Source organism: Roseobacter cerffii (genome assembly GCF_054226325.1).
The window spans coordinates 3,015,516-3,037,473 of sequence record NZ_CM135757.1 but is presented as its reverse complement, the minus strand read 5'-3'; the positions used below and the strand labels follow the sequence as shown (position 1 = coordinate 3,037,473).

The 21,958-nt window shown below is 59.1% G+C and carries 13 protein-coding genes and 1 pseudogene; 11 read left to right on the top strand and 3 right to left on the bottom strand.

Features of this window, described 5'->3' with window-relative positions:
- Window positions 1-49: 49 nt before the first annotated feature.
- Both ACVC7O_RS14705 and ACVC7O_RS14700 read right to left on the bottom strand, forming a co-directional pair.
- On the bottom strand, window positions 50-2,116 hold the full coding sequence (locus tag ACVC7O_RS14705; RefSeq protein ID WP_458322863.1) for a putative bifunctional diguanylate cyclase/phosphodiesterase: 2,067 nt from the start codon (window positions 2,114-2,116) through the stop codon (window positions 50-52).
- A 25-nt stretch (window positions 2,117-2,141) separates the two neighbouring features.
- A complete protein-coding gene (locus ACVC7O_RS14700; RefSeq protein WP_458322862.1) occupies window positions 2,142-2,774 on the bottom strand; it encodes a glutathione S-transferase family protein in 633 nt (210 codons plus the stop codon).
- A gap of 397 nt (window positions 2,775-3,171) precedes the next feature.
- Here ACVC7O_RS14700 and ACVC7O_RS14695 point away from each other — a divergent pair.
- The 8 genes and pseudogenes from ACVC7O_RS14695 to ACVC7O_RS14660 all read left to right on the top strand — a co-directional run.
- Window positions 3,172-4,890, top strand: a pseudogene (locus ACVC7O_RS14695) (adenosylcobalamin-dependent ribonucleoside-diphosphate reductase); the annotation flags it as partial.
- Between the two features lie 2 nt (window positions 4,891-4,892).
- Window positions 4,893-5,210, top strand: a complete 318-nt coding sequence (locus ACVC7O_RS14690) for a DUF1653 domain-containing protein (protein ID WP_458322861.1) — start codon at window positions 4,893-4,895, stop codon at window positions 5,208-5,210.
- A 441-nt stretch (window positions 5,211-5,651) separates the two neighbouring features.
- Complete coding sequence (locus ACVC7O_RS14685) at window positions 5,652-6,164, top strand: molybdopterin-dependent oxidoreductase (RefSeq protein ID WP_458322860.1); 513 nt, start codon at window positions 5,652-5,654, stop codon at window positions 6,162-6,164.
- 54 nt (window positions 6,165-6,218) lie between these two features.
- A complete protein-coding gene (locus ACVC7O_RS14680; RefSeq protein ID WP_458322859.1) occupies window positions 6,219-8,780 on the top strand; it encodes an ATP-binding protein in 2,562 nt (853 codons plus the stop codon).
- A 106-nt stretch (window positions 8,781-8,886) separates the two neighbouring features.
- Window positions 8,887-10,305, top strand: coding sequence for an HlyD family secretion protein (locus ACVC7O_RS14675; RefSeq protein ID WP_458322858.1), 1,419 nt, complete (start codon window positions 8,887-8,889; stop codon window positions 10,303-10,305).
- Entirely contained in the window at window positions 10,298-11,890 is a 1,593-nt protein-coding gene (locus ACVC7O_RS14670) for a glycosyltransferase (RefSeq protein ID WP_458322857.1), read from the top strand. Before ACVC7O_RS14675 ends, ACVC7O_RS14670 begins: the two co-directional genes overlap by 8 nt.
- A gap of 247 nt (window positions 11,891-12,137) precedes the next feature.
- Window positions 12,138-13,538, top strand: coding sequence for a nucleotide sugar dehydrogenase (locus ACVC7O_RS14665; RefSeq protein WP_458322856.1), 1,401 nt, complete (start codon window positions 12,138-12,140; stop codon window positions 13,536-13,538).
- Between the two features lie 49 nt (window positions 13,539-13,587).
- Window positions 13,588-16,293: a calcium-binding protein gene (locus ACVC7O_RS14660; protein ID WP_458322855.1), complete on the top strand. Its 2,706-nt coding sequence runs from the start codon at window positions 13,588-13,590 to the stop codon at window positions 16,291-16,293.
- Between the two features lie 27 nt (window positions 16,294-16,320).
- Here the strand turns inward: ACVC7O_RS14660 and ACVC7O_RS14655 are convergent, their stop codons facing one another.
- Window positions 16,321-16,935 carry a response regulator gene (locus ACVC7O_RS14655; protein WP_458326101.1) on the bottom strand — a complete coding sequence of 205 codons (615 nt, stop codon included), beginning with the start codon at window positions 16,933-16,935 and terminating at the stop codon, window positions 16,321-16,323.
- A 467-nt stretch (window positions 16,936-17,402) separates the two neighbouring features.
- Here ACVC7O_RS14655 and ACVC7O_RS14650 point away from each other — a divergent pair, with 467 nt between their 5' ends.
- The 3 genes from ACVC7O_RS14650 to ACVC7O_RS14640 all read left to right on the top strand — a co-directional run bounded on the left by ACVC7O_RS14650 (window position 17,403) and on the right by ACVC7O_RS14640 (window position 21,954).
- The gene (locus tag ACVC7O_RS14650; RefSeq protein ID WP_458322854.1) at window positions 17,403-18,956 is read left to right on the top strand and encodes a winged helix-turn-helix domain-containing tetratricopeptide repeat protein; all 1,554 of its coding nucleotides are present in this window, start codon (window positions 17,403-17,405) and stop codon (window positions 18,954-18,956) included.
- 515 nt (window positions 18,957-19,471) lie between these two features.
- Window positions 19,472-20,236 (top strand): thermonuclease family protein, encoded by a 765-nt coding sequence (locus tag ACVC7O_RS14645; RefSeq protein ID WP_458322853.1) that lies wholly within the window; start codon window positions 19,472-19,474, stop codon window positions 20,234-20,236.
- Window positions 20,237-21,243: 1,007 nt separating this feature from the next.
- On the top strand, window positions 21,244-21,954 hold the full coding sequence (locus ACVC7O_RS14640) for a helix-turn-helix domain-containing protein (RefSeq protein ID WP_458322852.1): 711 nt from the start codon (window positions 21,244-21,246) through the stop codon (window positions 21,952-21,954).
- Window positions 21,955-21,958 lie beyond the last annotated feature (4 nt).

The window sequence follows — 21,958 nt, the reverse complement described above, 5'->3', positions numbered from 1 at the left end:
TGCATCTGGACATGACCGCCTTAGCCGCCAGATATTGACGCATCCGACGTCAGCACGAGCCAGTCTGGGCTTTGGCGTTCACGGTTTCGATGACATCCTCGATGGCCTCGGAGTCCACCGGATGTGACAAGTAGTAGCCTTGCGCTTGGTCGCAGCGGTGGTTGCGCAACCACTCGAACTGCTCTTTCGTCTCGACCCCCTCGGCCACGATGGTCGCATCGATCTGCTCTGCCAGGGTCAGGATCAGGCTGATGATCGGCCCGGACTTTGGCAGTTGCGAGATGAACGACTGATCGATTTTGAGGCAGTTGAGAGGAAACCGTGAGATGTAGGACAGGTTGGAATAGCCCGTCCCGAAATCGTCAATGGCGATCCGATAGCCCAATCTGCAGATTGCTTGGAGCCGCTCGGCAATCAGGTCATGATCGCCGATCAAGACATTCTCGGTAATCTCCAGCTCGATCTTTCCACGTGGGAAATCGGGGTGCTGTGAAAAACGCTCAAGCGACTTCAGCAGACGATTGTCTTCGAATTGCCGGGGCGAGATATTGAGCGAAATCTGTATGTTATCGCCCGTTTGATGCCAGGAAATCGCCTTCATGCAGGCCATTTCGAGGATCAGCTGACCCAAATCCTCGATCATGCCGGTTTCTTCGCAGATCGGGATGAACTCGGCGGGCATGATCAACCCACGTTTGGGGTGCTGCCACCGAACCAGCGCCTCTGCAGAGACGACGCAACCGGTCTGAAAACAAAACCGCGGCTGGAAATGCAGAGTGAATTCGCGGTTCTCAATGGCCCGTTTCAACTCGATCTCGACAAGATCCCGGGCTTTGGCAAGCGCGCCCATTTCGGCGCTGAAGAAGGTGACGCGATTTCGACCTGCCTGCTTGGATGTATAGAGAGCTATGTCAGCTTCGCGCATGATTGCGGTGAAATGCGCCGCATCTGGCACAAAGGTCACGACGCCCATGCTCACGGTTGTGCTGATGCGTGTGGCATCATGGGTGATCGGCTCTGCGATGACCTTGAGCAGCTTTTGCAGCTTTTCTTCGAGTTCAGCCTCTGACGGGACGTCCTCGAAGATGACAACAAATTCATCGCCGCCAAGACGCACGAAGGTGTCGCTGCGCCGGATCGACATGCTGACCCGCGCCGCGATTTCTTTCAGGACGACATCGCCCATCTCATGACCCAGACGGTCATTGATCTGTTTGAACCGGTCGACGTCAAAGCAGAGCAAGGCGCAGGGCTGTGTCTGGTAGCGCCCCAGCGTTGACATATGCTGTTGCAGGTAGGACCGGTTGTAGCACCCGGTCAGTTGATCACGATCAGCCAGATACCGGGCTTTATCGCGCGCGATCTTCAACTCGCTCACGTCGATTGCAGTGACAAGGACCGCGGGGTTGCCAGTAACCGCGTCTGAGCACTGCTTGACGGTAAGGTCATGCCAGCGGGGGCCGGCGCCCGTATTCACCTTGGACACCATGCGATGCTCGCCTGACGTCTCCAACTCGTGAATAAGACGGTCATAGTCGGTCGGGTCGACAAATTTCTCCGCAATCGTCTGCATCGCATGTGTGGCGGTGTTGCGCGCCGCGGGGTTCAGATAGACGGGCGGACCGCTTGCTTCGTGCAGGGCGATCATCACGTCGGTATGCAGCAGCGCCTCTGCGCTGCGCAGGTTGTCGGGCTCATCCTCAGCGCCGCCGACGACCTCGCATTGCATGGCCATGCGCCCGTCAGCCAACCGATAGCCACAATAGACAACCATCACGCTTGTGGGCCGACCGTTAGGGTAGAGCGTCCACATTTCGCTGAAACTTGCGTCGCGCTCGATAAAATCGATTTGGTACTGCTTGAGACGCTTGGCCACGGTCGGAGACATGTCTGTCGCCAGATCTCGATTGCGAAGGTCGTCTTCGTTTTCGGCTTGCCACAGTTCGCAAGCCGAGGCGTTGGCATGCACAATGCAGGAGTTGTCGACGTCGTAGATCCAGACGGCCGTCTTCATCCGGGCGATCGGGAGCGTGACCTCCGCTTCCGGCGCGATCTGCTGTGGTACGCCGGGGTGCGCAGGCACCGCGGAGCCGTCTGCTATCTTTTCATTGCGCATGGACTGATCGCCCCAATTTTCGCGCCTAGGCCGCTTTGCTCTGCGACTGTCCGAGTTCGCTCAAGGGGCGGAAACCTTCGGTCTGTGCCACCGCATCGACCCAGCGACTGACAGCCGGGTAATCCGCCATGCTGAGGCCTGCCTCGTCGAGCACATGTACATATCCAAAGGTTGCGATGTCAGCGACCGAATAGCCCGACGTCAACATGAACTCGCGGGTCTCCAGATGTGCATCGAGGCGGGACAGCCCCGTGTCTGCGCTGGCCTGCCACGCCTTGATGTCGTCTGCCCGGGCCTCGCGCTGCTCCGGCAGGATCGTGGTGAAAAAGCGCGCGGGCGAAATGAACGGCTCCAGTTTGGACTGCTCGAAATACATCCATTGCAGTGCCTCTGCCCGTCCTTCGCGGGTCGATGGCATAAGGTGACTGCCTTCGGCGAGATACCACAGCATTGCATTGCTCTCTCCGATGCCATGGCCGGTATCTGTCAGAAGATGCGGAACGACGCCGAGTGGGCTGATGGCAAGGTACTCCGGCGATTTCTGCTCACCCTTCAGCACGTCGATCAAGACCAACTCGAACGGAAGGCCAAGCTGATGCATAGCCAGCCACGGCTTGAAACAGTTCCCCGACCCCAGACATGCGTAAAGTTTTGTCATGAGCGTTCCCTTCCGACGTTGTTTCCCCCGTCGGTAGGGAATTGCCGTTAATGGCGTCTGAATTTCCAACGCCAACGAATTTCGAATGTGTTTCAAATTACGAGCTTCTTTTGCGCCGACGGCTTCGGTGACGAAGGCGATGCAAAAATAGGCGCTCCTTCGAGATTTATGTCGTCTTGTGTGCGGTGTCCGGTCGCAGTCGATCAATCGAAGTCATTGAAAATCAAGGTTTTCGAAAATCTTCATAAATAGGTTAATGAAATTGAGTAAAAATTGCCGCTAACCATTAACGGAATTTTAAGGCCTAAAACATAATTTTCATTTGGTTAACAAATAGTTAATGATCTACATGATCGCCAGATAGCTAGTTCATTCGACGAAACAAAAGCGAGACGAGATGTTAAGTTACTCTGAATCTATTCTGTTACCGGCATCTTTTGACCAGCCTATCTCGGAACAAATCTGGCGCTCAAAGTACCAATATGTCGCCGAAGGTCGCGCGCGCGATGTCACGGTGAACGATACATGGTCGCGGGTGGCCTCGAGTTTGGCGCAGCCCGAGAAAGCGACGGATCGTCAGAACGTGTCGATGGCATTTTATGAAGCCATGGAAGGGTTCAAGCTGCTGCCCGCCGGCCGCATTCTAGCCGGCAGCGGTACGCATCGAAACGTGACCCTCGCCAATACCTTCGTGATGCAATCCATCCCGGACTCGGTGGAAGGCATCATGGACACAGTGAAAGATGCAGCGCTGACAATGCAGATGGGCGGCGGCATCGGCTTCGATTTCTCAACCTTGCGACCTAAGGGCACGGTTGTTCGAGGTCTCGACTGTCCCGCGGCAGGGCCGTTGGCGGCGATGGATATCTGCAACACGGTCTGCGGGATGCTCGTGACCGGTATGGGCCGCGGTGCGATGATGGCAACGATGCGTGTCGATCACCCGGACATTGAAGCCTTTATCGAGGCCAAGGCGAACCCGCTCCGCCTGCGGAATTTCAACACGTCGGTCATGATCACGGACGCCTTCATGGCTGCGGTTGAAGCCAATGCTGACTGGGATTTGGTCTGGGAAGGGACGAAGGTGCGCACGGTCAAGGCGCGCGAGATCTGGGAGAAGATCATGTGGCGAACCTACAGCGCGGCCGAACCCGGCGTGCTTTTCATCGACCGGATCAATCAGGCCAACCCGTTGGGGTATCTCGAAACGCTTGCGGCGACGAACTCCTGCGCCGAGCAGCCGTTGCCGCCAAATGGCACCTGTCCGCTGGCCTCCATCAACCTCGCACGGTTGGTCACGGATCCGTTCAGCCGCAACGCGCACCTGGATGACACGCAACTGCGGCGGCTCGTCGGCGTGGCGGTGCGCATGCTCGACAACACGATCGATGTGTCACGCTTCGCGGTGGAGGCGCAGCGGCGTGAAGCACAGGCCAAGCGGCGGATTGGCGTCGGCGTGACCGGCGTTGCCGACGCGCTGATCATGCTGGGCATTCGCTATGGCACACCTGCGGCGGTGCGAATGGTGGGGTCCTGGCTGCAGACCATTCAGAATGCGGCGTATCTGGCCTCGGCAGAGCTTGCCGCTGCGCGGGGCGCCTTCCCGCTCTATGACGCAGATCAACACCTGCAACGCAAGGGCATTCAATCGCTCGACGTCGAAGTTCAGGCCGCAATCAGGAAGCACGGGCTGCGCAATGGCGTGCTGACCACCATCGCACCGACGGGCACCACCTCGATGTACGGCGGCAACGTCTCCTCGGGGATCGAGCCGGTCTTTGCCACGTCCTATACGCGCAAGATCACGCGGCCCGACGGGACCAAGGCAGAGGAGCTCGTACAGGATTACGCGGTGTGGCTCTACTACCAGATGTTCGGTGAGGACGCGCCGCTCACCGATGCTTTTGTCACCGCGCAAGATCTGCGTCCGGCGGACCACATTCGCATGCAGGCCGTGGCGCAGCGCTGGATCGACAGCGGCATCTCAAAGACGGTCAATTGCCCGGAAGATATCCCATTTTCGGTCTTCGAAGATGTTTATCGACAAGCGTTCGAATCTGGGTGCAAGGGATGCACGACCTACCGGCCCAATCCGGTGACCGGCTCTGTGCTGTCCGCATGAGCCTCATCGCGCGTCTGTTACGGATGATGAGGCGCGTTGGCGGGCGTCATAATGCTGGCGCCTCGCAGCATCCCGAACCTCTGGCAAATGCGCCAGTGGCTGCCGATGCTCTGAGGCCAGTGGGCGCGTGGTCCCCGACGCATCGGCATCGCAAAGGCGGGCTTTACCGTGTCTTGGCGCATGGCATCCTCGAGGCCGATCGCAGCGATGCAGTGATCTATGACGATGCGGGTGGAACCATCTGGGTGCGTCCCGTGGTGGAGTTTGAGGACGGCAGGTTCGAGCGGCTGGCGCCAGCTGGCCAGGACGCCTGACGCGCTACTCCAAAGCATAGGGTCACTAGGCGGATGATGGCAGTGTACTGCTTTTGGCAGACTGCCAGCGGCTGTGCCGCTGGGGTACACATGTCGCAGCTTAGCCAGCGGGAGAGACCGGGTCTGGTGGTAACGAGTAACAAGGCGCGTCGGGCAGTGTGGTATGATGCCTTGCGTAGCAGACCCCGGCTCTGAAGAGGTGCCAGAATGCAGCGATCCAGACGAAGTGCGCGCATCCTGGGTGCCGTCGGCGCTACCCTTCGCCGATCTGCCCCAAACCCGCTGGCTGAGCGCCACCCTGATGCCGGCTGAGCCAACGCGCCGCGAAGACTGGTAAACTATACAAACGTATAGTCTCCTATGCGGTTGATTTGTCGCCTGTGATCCCGTGCGGTTGTAAGACAGCCCCAACAATACCCGCATTCAAAGGAGCCTGGAAAAATGACCCGTGCCAAACCCTCCGTTTTTGCCGCCCTGCTGGCCATCGGGCTGAGCCATCCCGTGCTGGCGGAACAGTTGCCCGCGCCTACCGGACCCGTTCTGTTGACCGTCTCTGGGGACGTCAGCAATGAAACCTCCAAAGGTGTGGTTGAGCTCGACATGGCGGCGCTGGAGGCGCTGGAGCCTGTTGTTTTCTCAACATCCACGATCTGGATGGATGATGCCGTCGAGTTCACCGGCGTGCCCTTGCGCGCTTTGCTGGAGTACGCCGGTGCAGAAGGTGAGACAGTGAGCGCTGTTGCCCTGAATGACTATAAGGTCGACATCCCGGTCAGCGAGATCGATCCTGATGTGCCGGTCGTGGCGTATCTGATGGATGGTGAAGTGATGTCACCGCGCGGCAAGGGCCCGCTCTGGATCGTTTATCCTTATGACGAGGATGCCAAGTACCGCAGCGAGGTGATCTATTCACGTTCTATTTGGCAACTTGATCGTATAGTTTCGCACGACTAGCCCGATGCGGGGCCTTGGACGGGGACAATGCCGCAGGTGTTCAAAGAGGCCAGCATGATCCGGCGTTTGGCGCCCTTCGCAGTGATCTTCGTCGGTATGATCCTCCTGGCGGTCACTTTCCTGTCGATCACCCAGAGGATGAATGCCCTGCGCGAGGCGCCGGGCGACAACCTGACCTGGACCTTGTCGCAGATCGAAGTCGATGTGCTCTTGCTGACCGACGAGGCTTTGCTTGCCCTTCAGGCGGAGGCGCCTGATCTAGCAACCCTGCGGCGGCGGTTCGACAATGCCTACAGCCGCACCAGCAGCATCTCTGAGAGCCGTGTTTTCGCCGACATGCGCACTGACGCGGTCTTTGCCGAACAACTCGCCAAACTCCGCCAATGTCTCGACAAGCTGGCCGTGCTGATCGACAGCCCGGATGATGTCCTGCTCGAAAGCCTGCCGCAGATCTGGGAGCAATCGAACGCGATCCGCGAGGATGCGCATGACATCGCGCTCACTGGTATCCGGCTGCGATCCGCCGCCTCGGATGCAGAACGCGCGGCCTTTGGGCGCCTGCTCTTTGCTGCGGCGGCGATCAGCCTCGCGTTGATCCTGTTTCTGGGGATCATGCTTTTCGTGCTTCTGCGCCAGTACAAGGTGCATCGCGAGATCTCTGCCGCGGCAGAGCGGGCAAGCTCGCGGCTTAAGTCTAGCTTTGATGTGTCGCTTGATGCGATCATCGTGGCAGATGACCGTGGGGTGATCCTGGAGTACGGGGGCGCTGCAGAGACCGTTTTTGGCTTTACCGCCGAGGAGGCGATCGGCGCGCAGATGTCTGATCTGATCGTTCCGCATCAGCATCGTGCGGCGCATTTGGCGGGGATGGAGCGCTTCAATCGTACGGGCGAGGCGCGGTTGGTCGGGCAGGGACGCATTGAGATCACCGCATTGCGCAAATCCGGTGAAGAGTTCCCGGTGGAGATTTCCATCGGCATGGCGTCGGATCATCGGGGCACGATCTTCGTGTCCTACCTGCGCGATATCACCGAGCGTCTCGCCGCTGAGCAAAACCTCAAGCGTGCGAGAGACGAGGCACTACAGGCCGAACAGGCAAAATCGAACTTCCTTGCGGTTATGAGCCACGAGATGCGCACACCGCTCAACGGGATCTTTGGCACCATCGAGCTGTTGCAGAACACCAAGCTCAGCAAGACCCAATCGCGCTATCTGGGCATTGCGAAACAGTCCGGTGATATCCTGCTCTATCACGTGAACAACGTGCTTGACGTCGCCCGGATGGACGTCGGCAAGCTGGAGTTGAGCGAGGACACGTTCGAGCTGACCCGGTTCTTCGGCGATATCGTCACCACAAATGAAACGACGGCCTATGCGCAGAACAACACGCTGACGCTGGACCTCGGCGATATGCCCCCCTGCATGGTGCATGCAGACGAGCAGCGGTTGCGCCAGATCGCCTACAACCTGGTGAGCAACGCGCTGAAGTTCACCCATCACGGCAAGGTGGCCCTGAAAGTGCGCCTCACCGAGCAGACTGATGAGGGGGCCTCGCTCGAGTTTTCGGTTGCTGACACCGGTGTGGGCATTCACCCCGATGATCAGGACCGCGTGTTTGATCGTTTCTTCACACAGGAAAAATCCTACGACCGGCTTGCGTCTGGCGCGGGGCTGGGGCTGACCATCTGCAAGCAGCTGGTTGAGATGATGCAGGGGACGATCACGCTCGAGAGCGCGGTGGGCGAGGGCAGCACCTTCACGGTACGCGTGCCGCTGCGTCTTGCTACGACGCCCGAGCCGCAGCGTGCGCCGCGCGCGCCCGTGCCGGATGCCACAGCGCTGTCGGGTCGCGAAGTGCTTCTGGTCGAAGACAATGAGATCAACCGGTTGATCGTTCGGCATATGCTTCAGGCCCGGGACGTGAAGGTTTCCCAAGCGCACAATGGGCAGGAGGCTGTTGATTTCGTGCATCAGCGACGTTTCGATGCGATCCTGATGGATGTCAGCATGCCAGTGATGAACGGCGTGGACGCCACGCGTGCGATTCGGGCCGCCGCGACCGCCAATCAACAGGTTCCGATCCTTGGCCTCACGGCCCACGCGCTGGAACATCAGCAGGCCGAGTTCCTTGATGCGGGCATGAACATGTGTCTCAACAAACCGGTGTCGCAGGCGGAGCTTGTTGGTGCGCTGCTGACTGCCTTGGGCCAAGAACCCGTATCGAACGGGCATCAGTCGGAGGAGACCCCCGACCTGTTAGTCGACGGGGAAACACTAGAGGAACTGAGCAGTGTTTTGGGGCCGAAAAAACTGAGCAAGCTGGTGCGCGACTACGAGGTGGAGATCGACGGGCTGCTCGACATCATCTCCGGTGAGATAGAGGCCGGAAACCTCTCTGATCTGGCTGCACGCGTGCACCGCTCGATCGGGTCATCCGGGATGATCGGTGCACTGCCGTTCCAGCGGGACCTGCGCAAGCTCGAACAGGCGGCGAAGGCGGGCGATGGGGTCAGCGCCCGCGATGCGGCGGCCGATTTGCCCGCCCGCTGGCACGATACACGGGCGGCGCTACAGGCGGCGGCTGCAAGGGCTATCCAAAAGGATAGCGCGTCCTAGGCTTTTGACGCGCCAGCTGTCCCGCTGCACAACCCAAGTACTGATACAGGTCTGATAGTCACCTCAATGGGGGCGCCGCTCGCCGGTCCGAAGCCTGGAGTATCGCATGAACATTCGGCACGAATGTCCAAGACCAGACCTGTCCTTTGCCGTTGCCGCACCTCTGCAGGTGCACAAGGCCAACGGCCGCCGGTTGGGGGTTGCGCGCTGGTCTTTGGAAGGGCTGTGGACGGACCCGCCCGAGGTTGACCTCGCGGGTGAAGTGATCCTCACGGTGCCTTTCCAGGGGGTCGATGTCTCGTTCCCGGTCACGCTGATCGATGGCGAGGCCCCGGGGCACTACTGTTTTGCCAACCTCAGTGTTCGGCAGCGAGAAACGCTGGCGACTTTCCACCACGGTGTGTTGTCGGGGCAAATGGTGCCGACCGGTGATATGATCACGAGCCTCGACACCCCCGTCGACCTTGTTCCGATGGGGGAGACGACCGAAGAGGAAGCTGCAGGACGCGCCCGGGCTCGCCCTCGAGCGCTGCGCATTTTCTGGAACGCGGTGGTGTATCTGACGCTTGCGGCGGTTCTGATCGTTGGTTTGGGCGGGCAGGTCTGGACACGCCTGTCGCAGATCGGGTTGGACCATGCACGTTTCGCGGCACCTGTGGTGACCTACAACGCGCCGGATGCAGGCTATCTCGTGCGACTGGAGGTCGCCGTCGGCGATCTGGTCGAGGCAGGCGACATCCTTGCGCGGATCGAAGACCCGGATCGGGAAAGCGATGTGGAGGATGTTCGCGCCGAGGTTCATCTTGCAGAGCGGCGTCTGTCTGTCGCGACCGCGCGGCTGACGCGCCATGAGGCTCTGCGTAAAGCGCGCCGTGCAGTCCTCATGCAAGGGTTTGACCGGGTCTGGCAACCATGGCGGGCGCATGACCCGCGCGCGACCGAGTACCCCCCGGCGATCCTCGCGGCATGGCAGGCGCTGTACGCCTTTGATCGCGGTCGGGATACAGAGGCAGGCGGCTACTTCGACATGCTGGACACCTTGCGCGCCGCCGTTGAGGAGCGGGCGCTTGACCTGCGCCGCTGGAAGCGCGAGTTGCGCCACCGAAAATCAGCCGCAGACGAGTTGGTGATCCGCGCCCGGACAGGTGGCACGGTCTTCGCCATCCATGCGGTTGAGAACAGTTTTGTTGGGCGCGATGCACCGGTCATCGCCGTCGAAGACGCAAGTCCCCGTGTCGCCGTCGCTTGGCTCGATGATCGCTTTGCCGCCCGGGTGCACATCGGGATGAGAGCCGATATCCGCTATTCGGACGGGGGGGTGCCGAAACGTCTGCCGGGTCGTGTCACGGACATTCAAGCGAGCGTCGATATCGCGCAGCCAGATCGTTTTGGCATGGTGCTGACGATCACTGCAGAAGACATGAACCTCGCGGAGACGCGCGCCGCCTTCCGCCACAATGCGCCCGCCGAGGTCAGGCTGCGGCGCGCGGCGGTCTTTGGCGCGAAGGCCCCCGGTGATGACTAAGGTGCCGCCAACGCGCTATGCGTTTGAGAAACACCTCGACGCCTGGTTGCGTGAGTTATCAGGACCCGCGCCCAAGGGCCTCGCCAAATGGGCGCTCCCGCAGATCTTGCAGTTCGCCATTTTGCTGGTGACGCTTGCCTCTGCCATGGTGCTTTGGCCCAACAATTTTTTTCATCCCGACCTGTTGCAAGTGACCGTTGTGCTGGGCACGCTCGGCATCTGGCGGTTCGGCTGGTGGTTCACCCATGCCGTGCGGGCCGAAATCTTCGCGCGTTTTCGGTGGCCGGGGATGCGCCGCCACGCAGAGACGGTTTGGCAAAGTGGCTGGCGCCCGCCGCGTCTGCACATCCAGATGACCACCTACCACGAAGACCCGGCAATCACGCGCCGGGTGATCGGCTCGATCATCGGGCAAATCCGGCGTGAAGGCATCCCCACGACGCTCTGGATCGGCACCGGCGCGTCCTTCGATGAAGAAATAATCACGGATTTCGTGCGCACCCATGCCGCTGATGTGGAAGCGGAGCTGGTATTCCTGCGGCAGAACCAGCCCGGCAAACGCATGGCCATTGGGATGATATTGCGTGCTATGAACCGGGCCGGTGTCAGCCCAGACGACCTGGTGATCTTCATGGATGGCGATGCGGTTTATGGCTCCGACGTTCTGGAGAAGACCTGCTCCATGTTTGGAGCAGACCCCGAGTTACAGGCACTGACCACCAACGAAGAGGTGATCTGTTATGGACCGCGGTGGATACAAAGCTGGCTGTCGATGCGCTTTGCGCAACGCCGCTTGGCGATGCAAAGTCATGCACTCTCTGACAAGGTTCTCACCCTTACCGGGCGGATGAGCGTCTTTCGCGCGCGGCATGTAACCGATGAGGCCTTCATCCGGACCATCGAAGCGGATCACCTTGATCACTGGCTCTGGGGGCGGTTCCGCTTTCTGTCGGGTGACGACAAGAGCACGTGGTATCATCTGCTGACCAAGGGCGCCAAGATGACCTACGTGCCTGACACGTGTGTCTACACGATCGAACAGATCGAAGGCTCGGGCACCGGGCGCATGGTCCAGAACTTCCGCCGTTGGTCCGGCAACATGCTGCGCAATGGACAGCGCGCCATCGCACTTGGGCCCCGTCAGGTTGGGCCGTTCATCTGGTGGTGCCTGGTCGACCAGCGCATCGCCATGTGGACGATGCTGGTCAGCCCGACGCTCGCGGTGCTGACCGTGTTTGTCGAGCCCGCTTACCTGCTGCATTGTCTTATTTGGATTTTGCTCAGCCGCACGGTGCTGTGCCTGTTCCTCTTCCGCTATGCCCGCAGCGCGGACATCAGCTGGCCGTTCATTCTCTATTTCAATCAGATCATCAACGCGAGCGTGAAGGTCTACATGATCTTTCACCTCAGCAAACAGCGATGGGCGAACCGAGGCAACCAGACCGCTGGCAACGGTGGGGCGCTGCTCGACCGAGTGCAGAACACGGTGGCCAAGCTGCAACTGATCACCACGGTGGCGGCATTCGTCTCGGTGCTGGCGATGTTCGTGGGCTTGATCGATCCGCCTGTTGTCTTCCGCCCCTGAGTGAGCCCTTTGTGCATGTGGAAGGTGCGGAGGCTTGCAGCCGGTGTTTGCCTCTGTTTGTGCCGTCGTCGGGGTACTTTTTGAGCTGATCGAACCCTATTGGCGCGGCCTATACCAAGACAGTCTAGCCACCATACGAAAGGATAGTCGCGCCATACAAAGTTTGATCAAACTATACGGACGCCAAAAAGACTGTTTGAAAACAGCGAGCTAGAACCGTGCCAGTCACTAGTAAAGGATTGGTAAAATGTTCGATAGTCATCCCACATTCTCCCAGGCTGCCACAGCGTGCCCGCTTGAAGTCATCACGGAAAAACCGGCGATCAGCGTGGTCGGCCTTGGATATGTGGGGGCTGTTTCCACAGCCTGCCTCTCGAGCCTCGGGCACCGCGTCATCGGCGTGGACATTGATGCCACCAAGGTCGAGAGCATCGCTGAAGGTCGCGCACCCATCCACGAAAAAGACCTCGAACGCCTTCTGACCGAGGGGGTTGAGGCGGGCCTGGTTTTCGCAACAGATGATCTGGAGCAGGCCGTAATCGAGACCGATGTGACCTTTGTCTCCGTCGGAACGCCCACCGCTGCAGATGGCGGCTGTGATCACAGCTATATCGAGGCGGCGGCGCGTGCAATCGGCGCGGGGCTGAAGCGCAAGCAGGCCTTTCACGTGGTCGTCATGCGCTGCTCCATCCCGCCGGGTGTGACCATGGGGGTCATGGCGCCCATCATCGAAGAGGTGTCCGGCCTCACAGCGGGCGAAGACTTTGGCGTCTGCTTCAACCCGGAATTCCTGCGCGAGGGTGTGGCGGTGGACGACTTCTATGCCCCGCCGAAGACCGTGATTGGCGCGAACGACCCACGCAGCGCGCGTATTTTGAGCCGCATCTACGATGCGGTGGACGAGGCCCCCATCATCACCACCGTTGAGACGGCAGAGATGGTCAAATACGTCGATAACGTCTGGCATGCCACGAAGGTATGCTTTGCCAATGAGGTGGGGCGGCTCTGCAAGCCTCTCGGTGTCGACAGCCACGCCGTCATGGATGTGTTCGTAAAGGACACCAAGCTCAACCTTTCGCCCTACTACCTAAGGCCCGGCTTCGCCTATGGCGGCTCCTGTCTGCCGAAAGAGGTTCGCGCGGTGGCACATATCGCAAAAGAGCAGGGCGTTGAGCTGCCGATGATCCAGAGCCTTGGCGCGTCTAATGAAACCCACATCGACGCGGCGCTGCGCATGGTGCGGGAGACGGGCGCGCGTAAGGTCGGCGTTCTGGGGCTCGCCTTCAAGCCGGGCACAGACGATCTGCGCGAAAGCCCGATCCTGGAGGTGATCGCCGCGCTGAATGCCGATGGGGTCGAGGTGGTGATCCACGATCCGGCAATCACGCGTGAGACGCCGTTGCACGGCCAGCTTGCCTATGTGCGTCACGGCAGCCCCGGTCTGAAAGCACTGGCAAGTGATCTGCCCGATATGCTGTGTGATGATCTCAGTGCCGCCACCGATGAGGTGGACGCCATGATCGTCACCCATTCGCATCCGGACTATCGCGCGGCGGTCCTGGCCGCCGAAACAACGCCGGTGATCGATCTGGTGCGTGTGGCGGCGATCCCTCCCAGCACGCCTGCATACCGAGGGATCGGCTGGTAACCCAGCCGATCACCACCCTGTTCCTGTAACCCGTGAAAAGAGTTGAACCATGTCACAATCACCCACCCAAACCCTCCAGCTTGGCACCCATCTGTCCGATGTGTTGCTAGGCAGCGTCGAGACCGATCTTGTTGTCGGCCTATCGGGCGATGATCTGATCGAGACCACCAAGGGCGACGATATCGTCTTTGGCGACTTCATGCAGACCAATCTTCTGAGCGGGACCGAAACCGCGACCAGCTTTGCGCAATATGCTGAAACTGGCGCGTGGTCCGTCTCTTCGGACGAGGCGGGCCAGACCAGCATGACCCAGCTGGTCGATACCCGTGCGGGCGAACTCTACGCCATCAGCTTCGATCTTGCCGCCAACCATGGCGCGGGTTCCGTCAGCGGTGCCGTCGAGGTGGTGTGGAACGGCACGGTGATCGACCGCTTCGACACCAACAGTGCGAGCTTCTCGACGCATGACATCACCTTCGAAGGAATCGATGGTGTAGGCGCGCTGACCTTCCGCTCGGTCGAAAGCAGCATCGACAGCGGCTCCGTGATCCACACCGATGCACCGATATTCTACTATGACAAGGAGATGCAGATCGGCGGTGAAACGATCAGCGCTCGTGCCTTTGCTGAAGGCCAGCCCAACATCTACCAGGTCATCAATGGAACCCTGCAGGTTTATGACCCGCAGGCCGGCAGCTATAGCCTGGCGGGGGAAAAGGCGACCGTCACGGTGAATGCCATCGGCTTCAATGTCGAGGATGACATGATCTATGGCGTTGCGGTCTCTGACGGTCGGGACAGTCTGGGCAACGAGGTCGCGAAATCCGATCTGGTGATGCTCGACGCGTCCGGCGCCAGCTTCCGGATCGGCACGACCCCTTACCGGTCCTGGACCGGTGATTTCGACGCCGATGGCAATCTCTGGGCCTTCCAGTCCAGCATGGATCGCATCAGCATGATCGATGTGGACAATGTTGGCGTCGATGGGGCGGTCGCCACCCAGACCTTCACATTTCCTAAGTCGATGATCACCGACCAGCTCTGGGATGTGGCCTTCGATGCCAGCAGCGGCTCGTTCTTTGGCGTCACGCGCCCCTCAAGCGAAGGTGCGCCAAGCCTGCTGTACCAGATCGACATCTCCACGGTTTCTGATGGCGGGGTGCCCTCCATCACGACCACGGAAGTGACCGGCACGATGATTGATGGGGTCTTTCAGGCGGGCGTTCCGCTCATGACCTTTGGGGCCGCGATCCATGATGCCGATGGCAACCTCTACATCGGCGGCAACGGTGGCGATCACGATATGAATGATGACACCGGATCGGCGGGGGGCATCTACCGCGTTGTGCGCAACCCGGACAGCGGGACTGCGCATCTGGAACTGATGGCGAGCGCGCCGAAGTCTTACTCGAACGACGGCACCGCGGACCCGCGTGCCATGAACCCCTTCACGGAGGTGGACCGATCCGCGGCCGTACTGATCCGAGACCTCAGCGTCGCGGTCACGACCGGCGGAGATACGACCTACGATGACATCATTCAAAACGGGGCCGGAGCGGACGAGGCACACGGTGGCATTGGGGATGATGTCATCGCGGGTGAGGCGGGCAATGACGTGCTGACAGGGGGTATGGGGGATGACGAGCTCTTTGGCGGGCGGTCCGATCCCAAAACGCCCGGCATGGCCGTCACCTATGACGATCTGGGCAACCGTTATGACGCCTACGGCACCCTGCTGCCTGAGGAGGACGACGTACTCTTTGGTGGGGCTGGCGCGGACAAGATCCATGGCGGATCAGGTCATGATCAGCTGCATGGCGGAACCGAGAACGATGATCTGTACGGGGGCTCGGGATTCGACACGCTGGACGGGGGTGCGGGCAATGATCTGCTCTCCGGCGGCTCGGAACGCGATATTCTGAGTGGCGGCGCTGGCAATGATGTGCTGTCCGGCGGCACTGGTGCGGATGTGCTTCACGGTGATGCGGGTGCCGACACGCTGCGCGGCGGCGAGGGTGACGACCTGATGGACGGCGGCGCGGGGGATGACCTGCTGAACGGCGGCCTTGGGGATGACACGCTCGATGGCGGCCAGGGTAACGATGTTCTGGAGGGCAGTACCGGCAATGATGTCCTGACGGACAGCCATGGTGACAACCACTTGTCAGGCGGGTCGGGGCATGACCAGCTTACCGGTGGAGGTGGCGCTGACATCCTCGATGGGGGCTCCGGCAATGACCAACTCTCTGGTGGTGCAGGTCGCGATGTGCTGAAGGGCGGCACGGGCAACGACACGCTCGATGGCGGCGACGGTAAGGACAAGCTCTATGGGGGCAGCGGTGCCGATGAGATCACCGGCGGCGGAAGTTCCGACTATATCAACGCCTCATCCGGTGATGATGTGGTTGATGCCGGGGCAGGGCGCGATAAGATTCTGCTGGGGGCCGGGGACGACCTTGCCTACGGCGGTGCGGACACGGATTGGTTCGTCTTCCGGGCCGAGGATCAGGACGGTGGAATTGATACAATTGCCGACTTCACATGCGATGGGTCAGAAAACGACCGGCTGGACTTCCGTCTGCAGGATCTGCTGCTCGACGGGCAATCCAAATCAGACTGGATTGGCCAACATGTGGTGCAGAACGCCGATTACAGTGTGACTATCGACACCGACCGGCTGACCGTCAATCTGTTGGACCACAATGATCTGATGGAAGGGTTTTACCTGCAGGTCTGCGATGGCCTAGAGCTCTGATATTGGACGCATAAGATAAGAGGCGGGTCAGAACAGGCCCGCTTCTTTTGCGATCATGGCCGCATGTGTGCGGTTCTTGGCATCGAGCTTTCGGCACAATGTCTTGACGTGCAGCTTGATCGTTACTTCCTGAAGGTCGATCTCGCGCGCGATCTCCTTGTTGGCAAGGCCGCGCGTCAGGCATTCAAGCACTTGCAGTTCGCGTTGTGTGAGAAGCTCCTTCAGCGGGTGCGCAGATTGCTCTTCCTCCTGCGTCATAAAGTCAACGGGCGCATAAATCTCGCCCATGGCCATGAAACGGATGGCGTTGACCAGCGACTTGGCCGCGACGGTTTTGGGTAAGAAGCCTGCAGCACCCATCTCGAGAGCCTGTTCTGCCACCGATTTGCTTGCCGACCCCGAGATCAGTGCAACCGGACGCGGGCTGACCGCATCGATGATCGTTTGCAACCCGCTCAGCCCGTTCATACCCGGCATCTCGTAGTCAAGCAGGACAAGGTCGAACGGATCATGCGCAGCAATCGCCTTTTCGACGCCAGCAAGATCGCCGGATTGCACGACGACAAATCCATCCTCATTCGCGATGAAGGCCGCGATCGTCTCCCGAACCAGCTCATGATCGTCTGCCAACAGTATTCTCAAGGTGACCTCATTTGACCTGCATGGGTCGTTCTTAGCACTAGCATGTTCAAGATGTGTGGATTTTTTCCTAATCGATCTGTTTGTGTCCTCGCGTTCGCTCAGCGGAACTGAGCGCTGGAATGGGTGCGCAGAGTAGCTGGAGAATGCACAACCGATCGGACGCGGCGCAGGTGTGATTGAGTTCGCATCAGTTATCAAGCACCACGAATTCGGGGTGGCAGTAACCGCCTGAGCAAGACTATGAGATCCTGCGTATTCATTGCGGAACACGGTAGGTGAGACCGGAGTCGGCTGTTGCAGCTACGGCAAAAACTTTGTCATTTAGGTCCGAATGATGTCGCCCAATCGCAGCGAGAGCTTGGCAGAACAGAGTCATTCAGAAAATCCGATGGCAGCTCGACCCGTTCTGTGACCCGTCGGCGCCGCAAGACGCTATTCGTCCGCGCAGGCCCATGATAAATACGGGCATGGTCTACGTTTTCGACGTTTTCGAATTGGACGAACCCCGGATGGAACTGCGCCGGGGCGACGAGGCCGTTCATCTCGAGCCTAAGAATTTTGAGCTTCTAAGGTACCTCGTGACCAATGCTGACCGGGTGGTCACGAAAGATGAGATTTTCGATCAGATCTGGCCCGATGTCTTCGTGACGGAGGCGTCCTTGAGCGGGGCCATCAAGAACATCCGTAAGGCCCTGGGCGACGACGGCGATGCGCAGCAGTTCATTCGGACCGTGCGTGGGACGGGGTTTCGCTTCGTGGGCGTGCTTGCAGAAAAGCGGGAGGCGGTGTTTGCCAATGCCGCCGCGCCAGACCCTCATCCTGCCGCTGCTGCCGGCCCTCCCGTCATCGCGGTGCTCCCCTTTGTCCTGGTTGAGACAGATGAGCATCATGGGGCAATTGCCGAGGGTATACCGGCCGAGCTGATCTCCGCGCTTTCAAAGTTGCGCGCCTTTAAAGTCATCGCCCGCGGCTCGAGCTTCAAATTTGGCGCGGTGTCGCCGGACTATGCAGCGATCCGTGCGGCTCTTGGTGCGGGCTATGTGCTTTCGGGATCCGTTGCGTTGAAAAATCGGCACCTCATCTTGGTGGCAGAGCTGACGGATACGCGGACCGAACAGATCCTGTGGTCCGAGACCTATACCGGACCGCTCGACGATGTGTTCAATGTGCGCCAGGCCATCGTGCGCGAGATGTGCAACGCGGTCGACGCACATATCCCACGGAATGAGGCCGACCGCCTGTCTGGCATCCCGACCGAGAACCTGAGTGCCTGGGGGCATTACCATCTCGGGCTCCACCATCTGCTTTGGTATCGCGGGGCCCACAATGACATTTCCAAGGAGCATATGAAGCAAGCCATAGCGCTCGATCCGGCATTTGCACGTGCGCACAGCGCCCTAGCTTATGCGGAGTTGGAAGATCACAACTTTCTGCTCAGCGCGGATGGCGCGGCCAGCAAGTCCAAGGGTATGGCGCTGGCCGAGAAGGCGGTGGACCTGGATCCGTTCGATCCGTTCTGCAACCTTGTCCTCAGCAGGGCGCATTGGACGTCGAAAGATATCGACGCAGCGGTCAGCTGGGCGGGCAGGTCGGTACAGCTCAATCACAACTATGCGCTCGGCCATTATGAGCTCGGCAAATTTCATGCGATTGCATGCTCGGGCGTCGAAGCAGACAGATTTGCGTCGACAGCTCTGTCGCTGTCTCCGCTTGACCCGCATGTCTCCGGCATGCTGAGCGCGCGGGCGCTGGCCGCCTATGTGCGGGATGACGGCCAGAAGGCCGTTCAGTTCGCCACAGAGTCGATGCACGCCCCCAACCGCCACATGTTCGTCTGCGCCCTGGCCGCGGCGATCTACTATGTGAACGGCGACACTGACCGCGCCGAAGCCGCGATCTCAAAGATTGATGATCGGAGTAAGAGGTCCAGCCTGCCGATCGTGGAGCATCTCTTTACGCTCAAAGACCCGACGAAACACCGCGCAATGATCAACGCATTCGAGCGCTTGGGGCTTGCTTAAGCCGTTGTCGCGCGCAGTCGATCTGGCAGCCTTAAAAAGCAGTCGTTTGATCACCTAGTCGAACGGAGTTAGCTCCATACGTTTTCTGCGATTGGCTTACACGTAACTAGACGCGCTCTACACCTCGATCGTAGCCATCGGAAAGGTCTGGTTCCAGAGATCTAGAGACCCATGACCCGATCATGTTAAATGCCCCAGTTACCGTTGCGTGCCGTCCTGCGAGGCAAGTCTATCCCAGAACTAGTATGGCCAGCGGTCTTTGAAGTGGCAGTGAACACAAGTAAATTTGTCTATAGAGATTGGAGGCGAGTACCGGAATCGAACAGGTGTACACGGATTTGCAAGACTTGGAATGCCCCTGAAAAACCAGTGATTTATGTTTAGAAACTGGGTGATTTTCGGCGGAACATATCGCGAATGTTTAGACGCAAGAATTTACTAAGAACAGTGTGTTTTTCTGTCCCGGTAGGACTCCAAATGATGCGTGACATGGTGGTCGATAGTGAGGTGCCAAGTTGGCAAATAGGGATGATCATTCGCTGATTCCGACAAGCTCTTTCCGGCCCAAGATGCGCGGCGAGGAAGCAGCCTATGCTGCCGAGAGTGGCAAATTCGAACTGCCCATCAGTGAAGTCAGCATAGTTGGCTTGGCTATAGTCGGAATCGCACTGGTGTTTCTGGTGTTCCGCGCTCGAAGACCGAAATACCCCGATCACCCACCGCAGGTTATCGATGAAGCCAAGCTTCCTCCATTAAACCTACCGCAGAAGAGGCGGCCCGTTACCTCAGAGACCACCCGAACGATTTCGAAAAACCAGCCAACGCCGTTTGATGAGCATACCAGCGAGCACCTTTCTAAACCGGAAGTCGTTAGCGGGACGGCATGGGTCACAGACGGCGATACCATCGTCATCAAGAGAACGCAGATACGTTTATTCGGGATCGATGCACCTGAGCTAAATCACCCATATGGGCAAAAAGCCAAATGGGCGATGGTCAAGCTCTGCAAAGGTCACGTAGTGCGCGCAGAGATAACCGATGTGGATGATTACGGGCGTACCGTTGCGCATTGCACGTTGCCCGATGGGCGAGACCTGTCGGCAGAGCTGGTAAAGATGGGCCTGGCTATCGACTGGCCAAAGTTCTCCGGCGGAAAGTACGCGGCTCTAGAGCCCCCCGGTGTTCGAAAGAAGCTTTGGCTGGCCAATGCGCGTCAGAACGGCAAGATGTATCTTTGGGAGCAGTACGAATACGATCAGCTTCACGCTAAGAAACACTGACTCCGTGGGCTGAGCTGGCAGGAAAAGCGCTGAGCGGTCAAAACCATAAAACATGTCTGACGACCACTCAGCCCCAAACCGGACATTGGTTCTTAGATCATGCTGATAGCTCAGCGGACAAAGTTGTCGTTTGTTCTGGAGTGTGCACAATAGGTCGATACACTGGAGCCAGAAGGGGCGCTAGCCTACGATATCCATAGCTGGCGCTACAACGCCGCTTGTGAGCTTCTGGAAGCGGGTTGCGGTGATGATCTTATCGCCGCCGTGACTGGTCAGAGCCCTGCCATGGTCCAACACTACACGCGCAAGGTCCGTCAGCGTATCAGAGCCGTTCAAGCGCAGCAGATGCGCACGGAACAGAACCGGTCTTGATCCTCCTAGGCGGGGTTCAAAGAACACCCGCTAGCTAGAGGTTGGTTAGCACCCGAAGTCACCGCACGTAGCGATCTTGCGAACCGGTGGTATTTGGCGATGAGCAGGGTCGGCGCGGCGTAGTCCCCACACAACGGAGCAGGGTCGGGCCTGCGGCGGTGAAGCGTCGCCATCGGATGCGGACAACAGTACGCGACTGAAAACGCGTCTTCTCAAAGTGTATCAAACCGCGAAGTGTGCGGTCGCGATGGCTCTCGGTCACGGCCTCAGAAGCGAACAGAACAAAAACAGAATGTTTAGACAAATGTTTAGACGCGCGTTGCCGCGCCTTCTCAAAATCATCTAAGCCATTGATTTTAAATGGAGGCGAGTACCGGAATCGAACCGGTGTACACGGATTTGCAATCCGCAAGTGGAGCCTGTTTCTCAACAGTTTTTCTGTAAACGGACCCCGTTTGTTCACGACGGGAAATCAACGACTTACAAGGAAACGGTAAACGGTTTCAGGGCGTATGCAAGGCCCAAGAAAGCAAAAACCGTCGAGGGGGCGGCCACCCACCTCAACGGCTTTGATCTTCATTCTACAACTCCTTTTTACCCGTTCGCGGCCCTCAACGCAATCGCGGGAGGTGCCCATGTCTAAGCTCAATCGCTTTGAATGGTTGAAGGCGGTCCTCCAGGCCAAAGCCCTCAACTCATCCTCTCAAGTCGTCGCCGCTGCATTGTCGGTTCAGTTCGCCAATGACGAGACTGGCCAAATCAATCCAGCGATGAAGACGCTGGCCGAGTATCTCAAGATGGCGCTTTCAACGGTCAAGCGCGCCATCAAAGAACTGGTCGCTGCTGGCTGGCTGTCCCGCACAGAGGGTCGTGGCGCAGGCAATCGCACGCGCTACACCCTGCGCTCACCCTACAGAATTGTGCCTTTCCGCCCGAAGAGAAAGGGTGCGCACGTGGGCCTTTCGGATCAAGAAAAGGGTTCATCCGTGCCTCATAAAGGGGTCACCCATGGGCTTTCCTATAAGGAACAATCCAAAGAACAAAAGGCACGGCTCGTGCCGTCGCCGGACCTGCCTAATGGCAGGCAGTCCGGCGAGGCACTCAGGTTCGTCCCTGGCGGAGGTGGATACTTCGAGCGGGAGTGGGACGATGCTCTGAGAGCGTATGGGCTGCCATCACTGCATCGATCGTTGCCGCAAGTAATCCATGAGGGGCGGCGATGCTATCAGCTTCCCGACCTTTGTCCTGCAAGGCGCGGGACCCAGCTTAGGGACCAGCAAATCGAACTCGTTCGGCAGTTGATCGAGGCGCACCGCAGCGCGCCCGAACTCGCCGTCGCGGCTTGAAAGA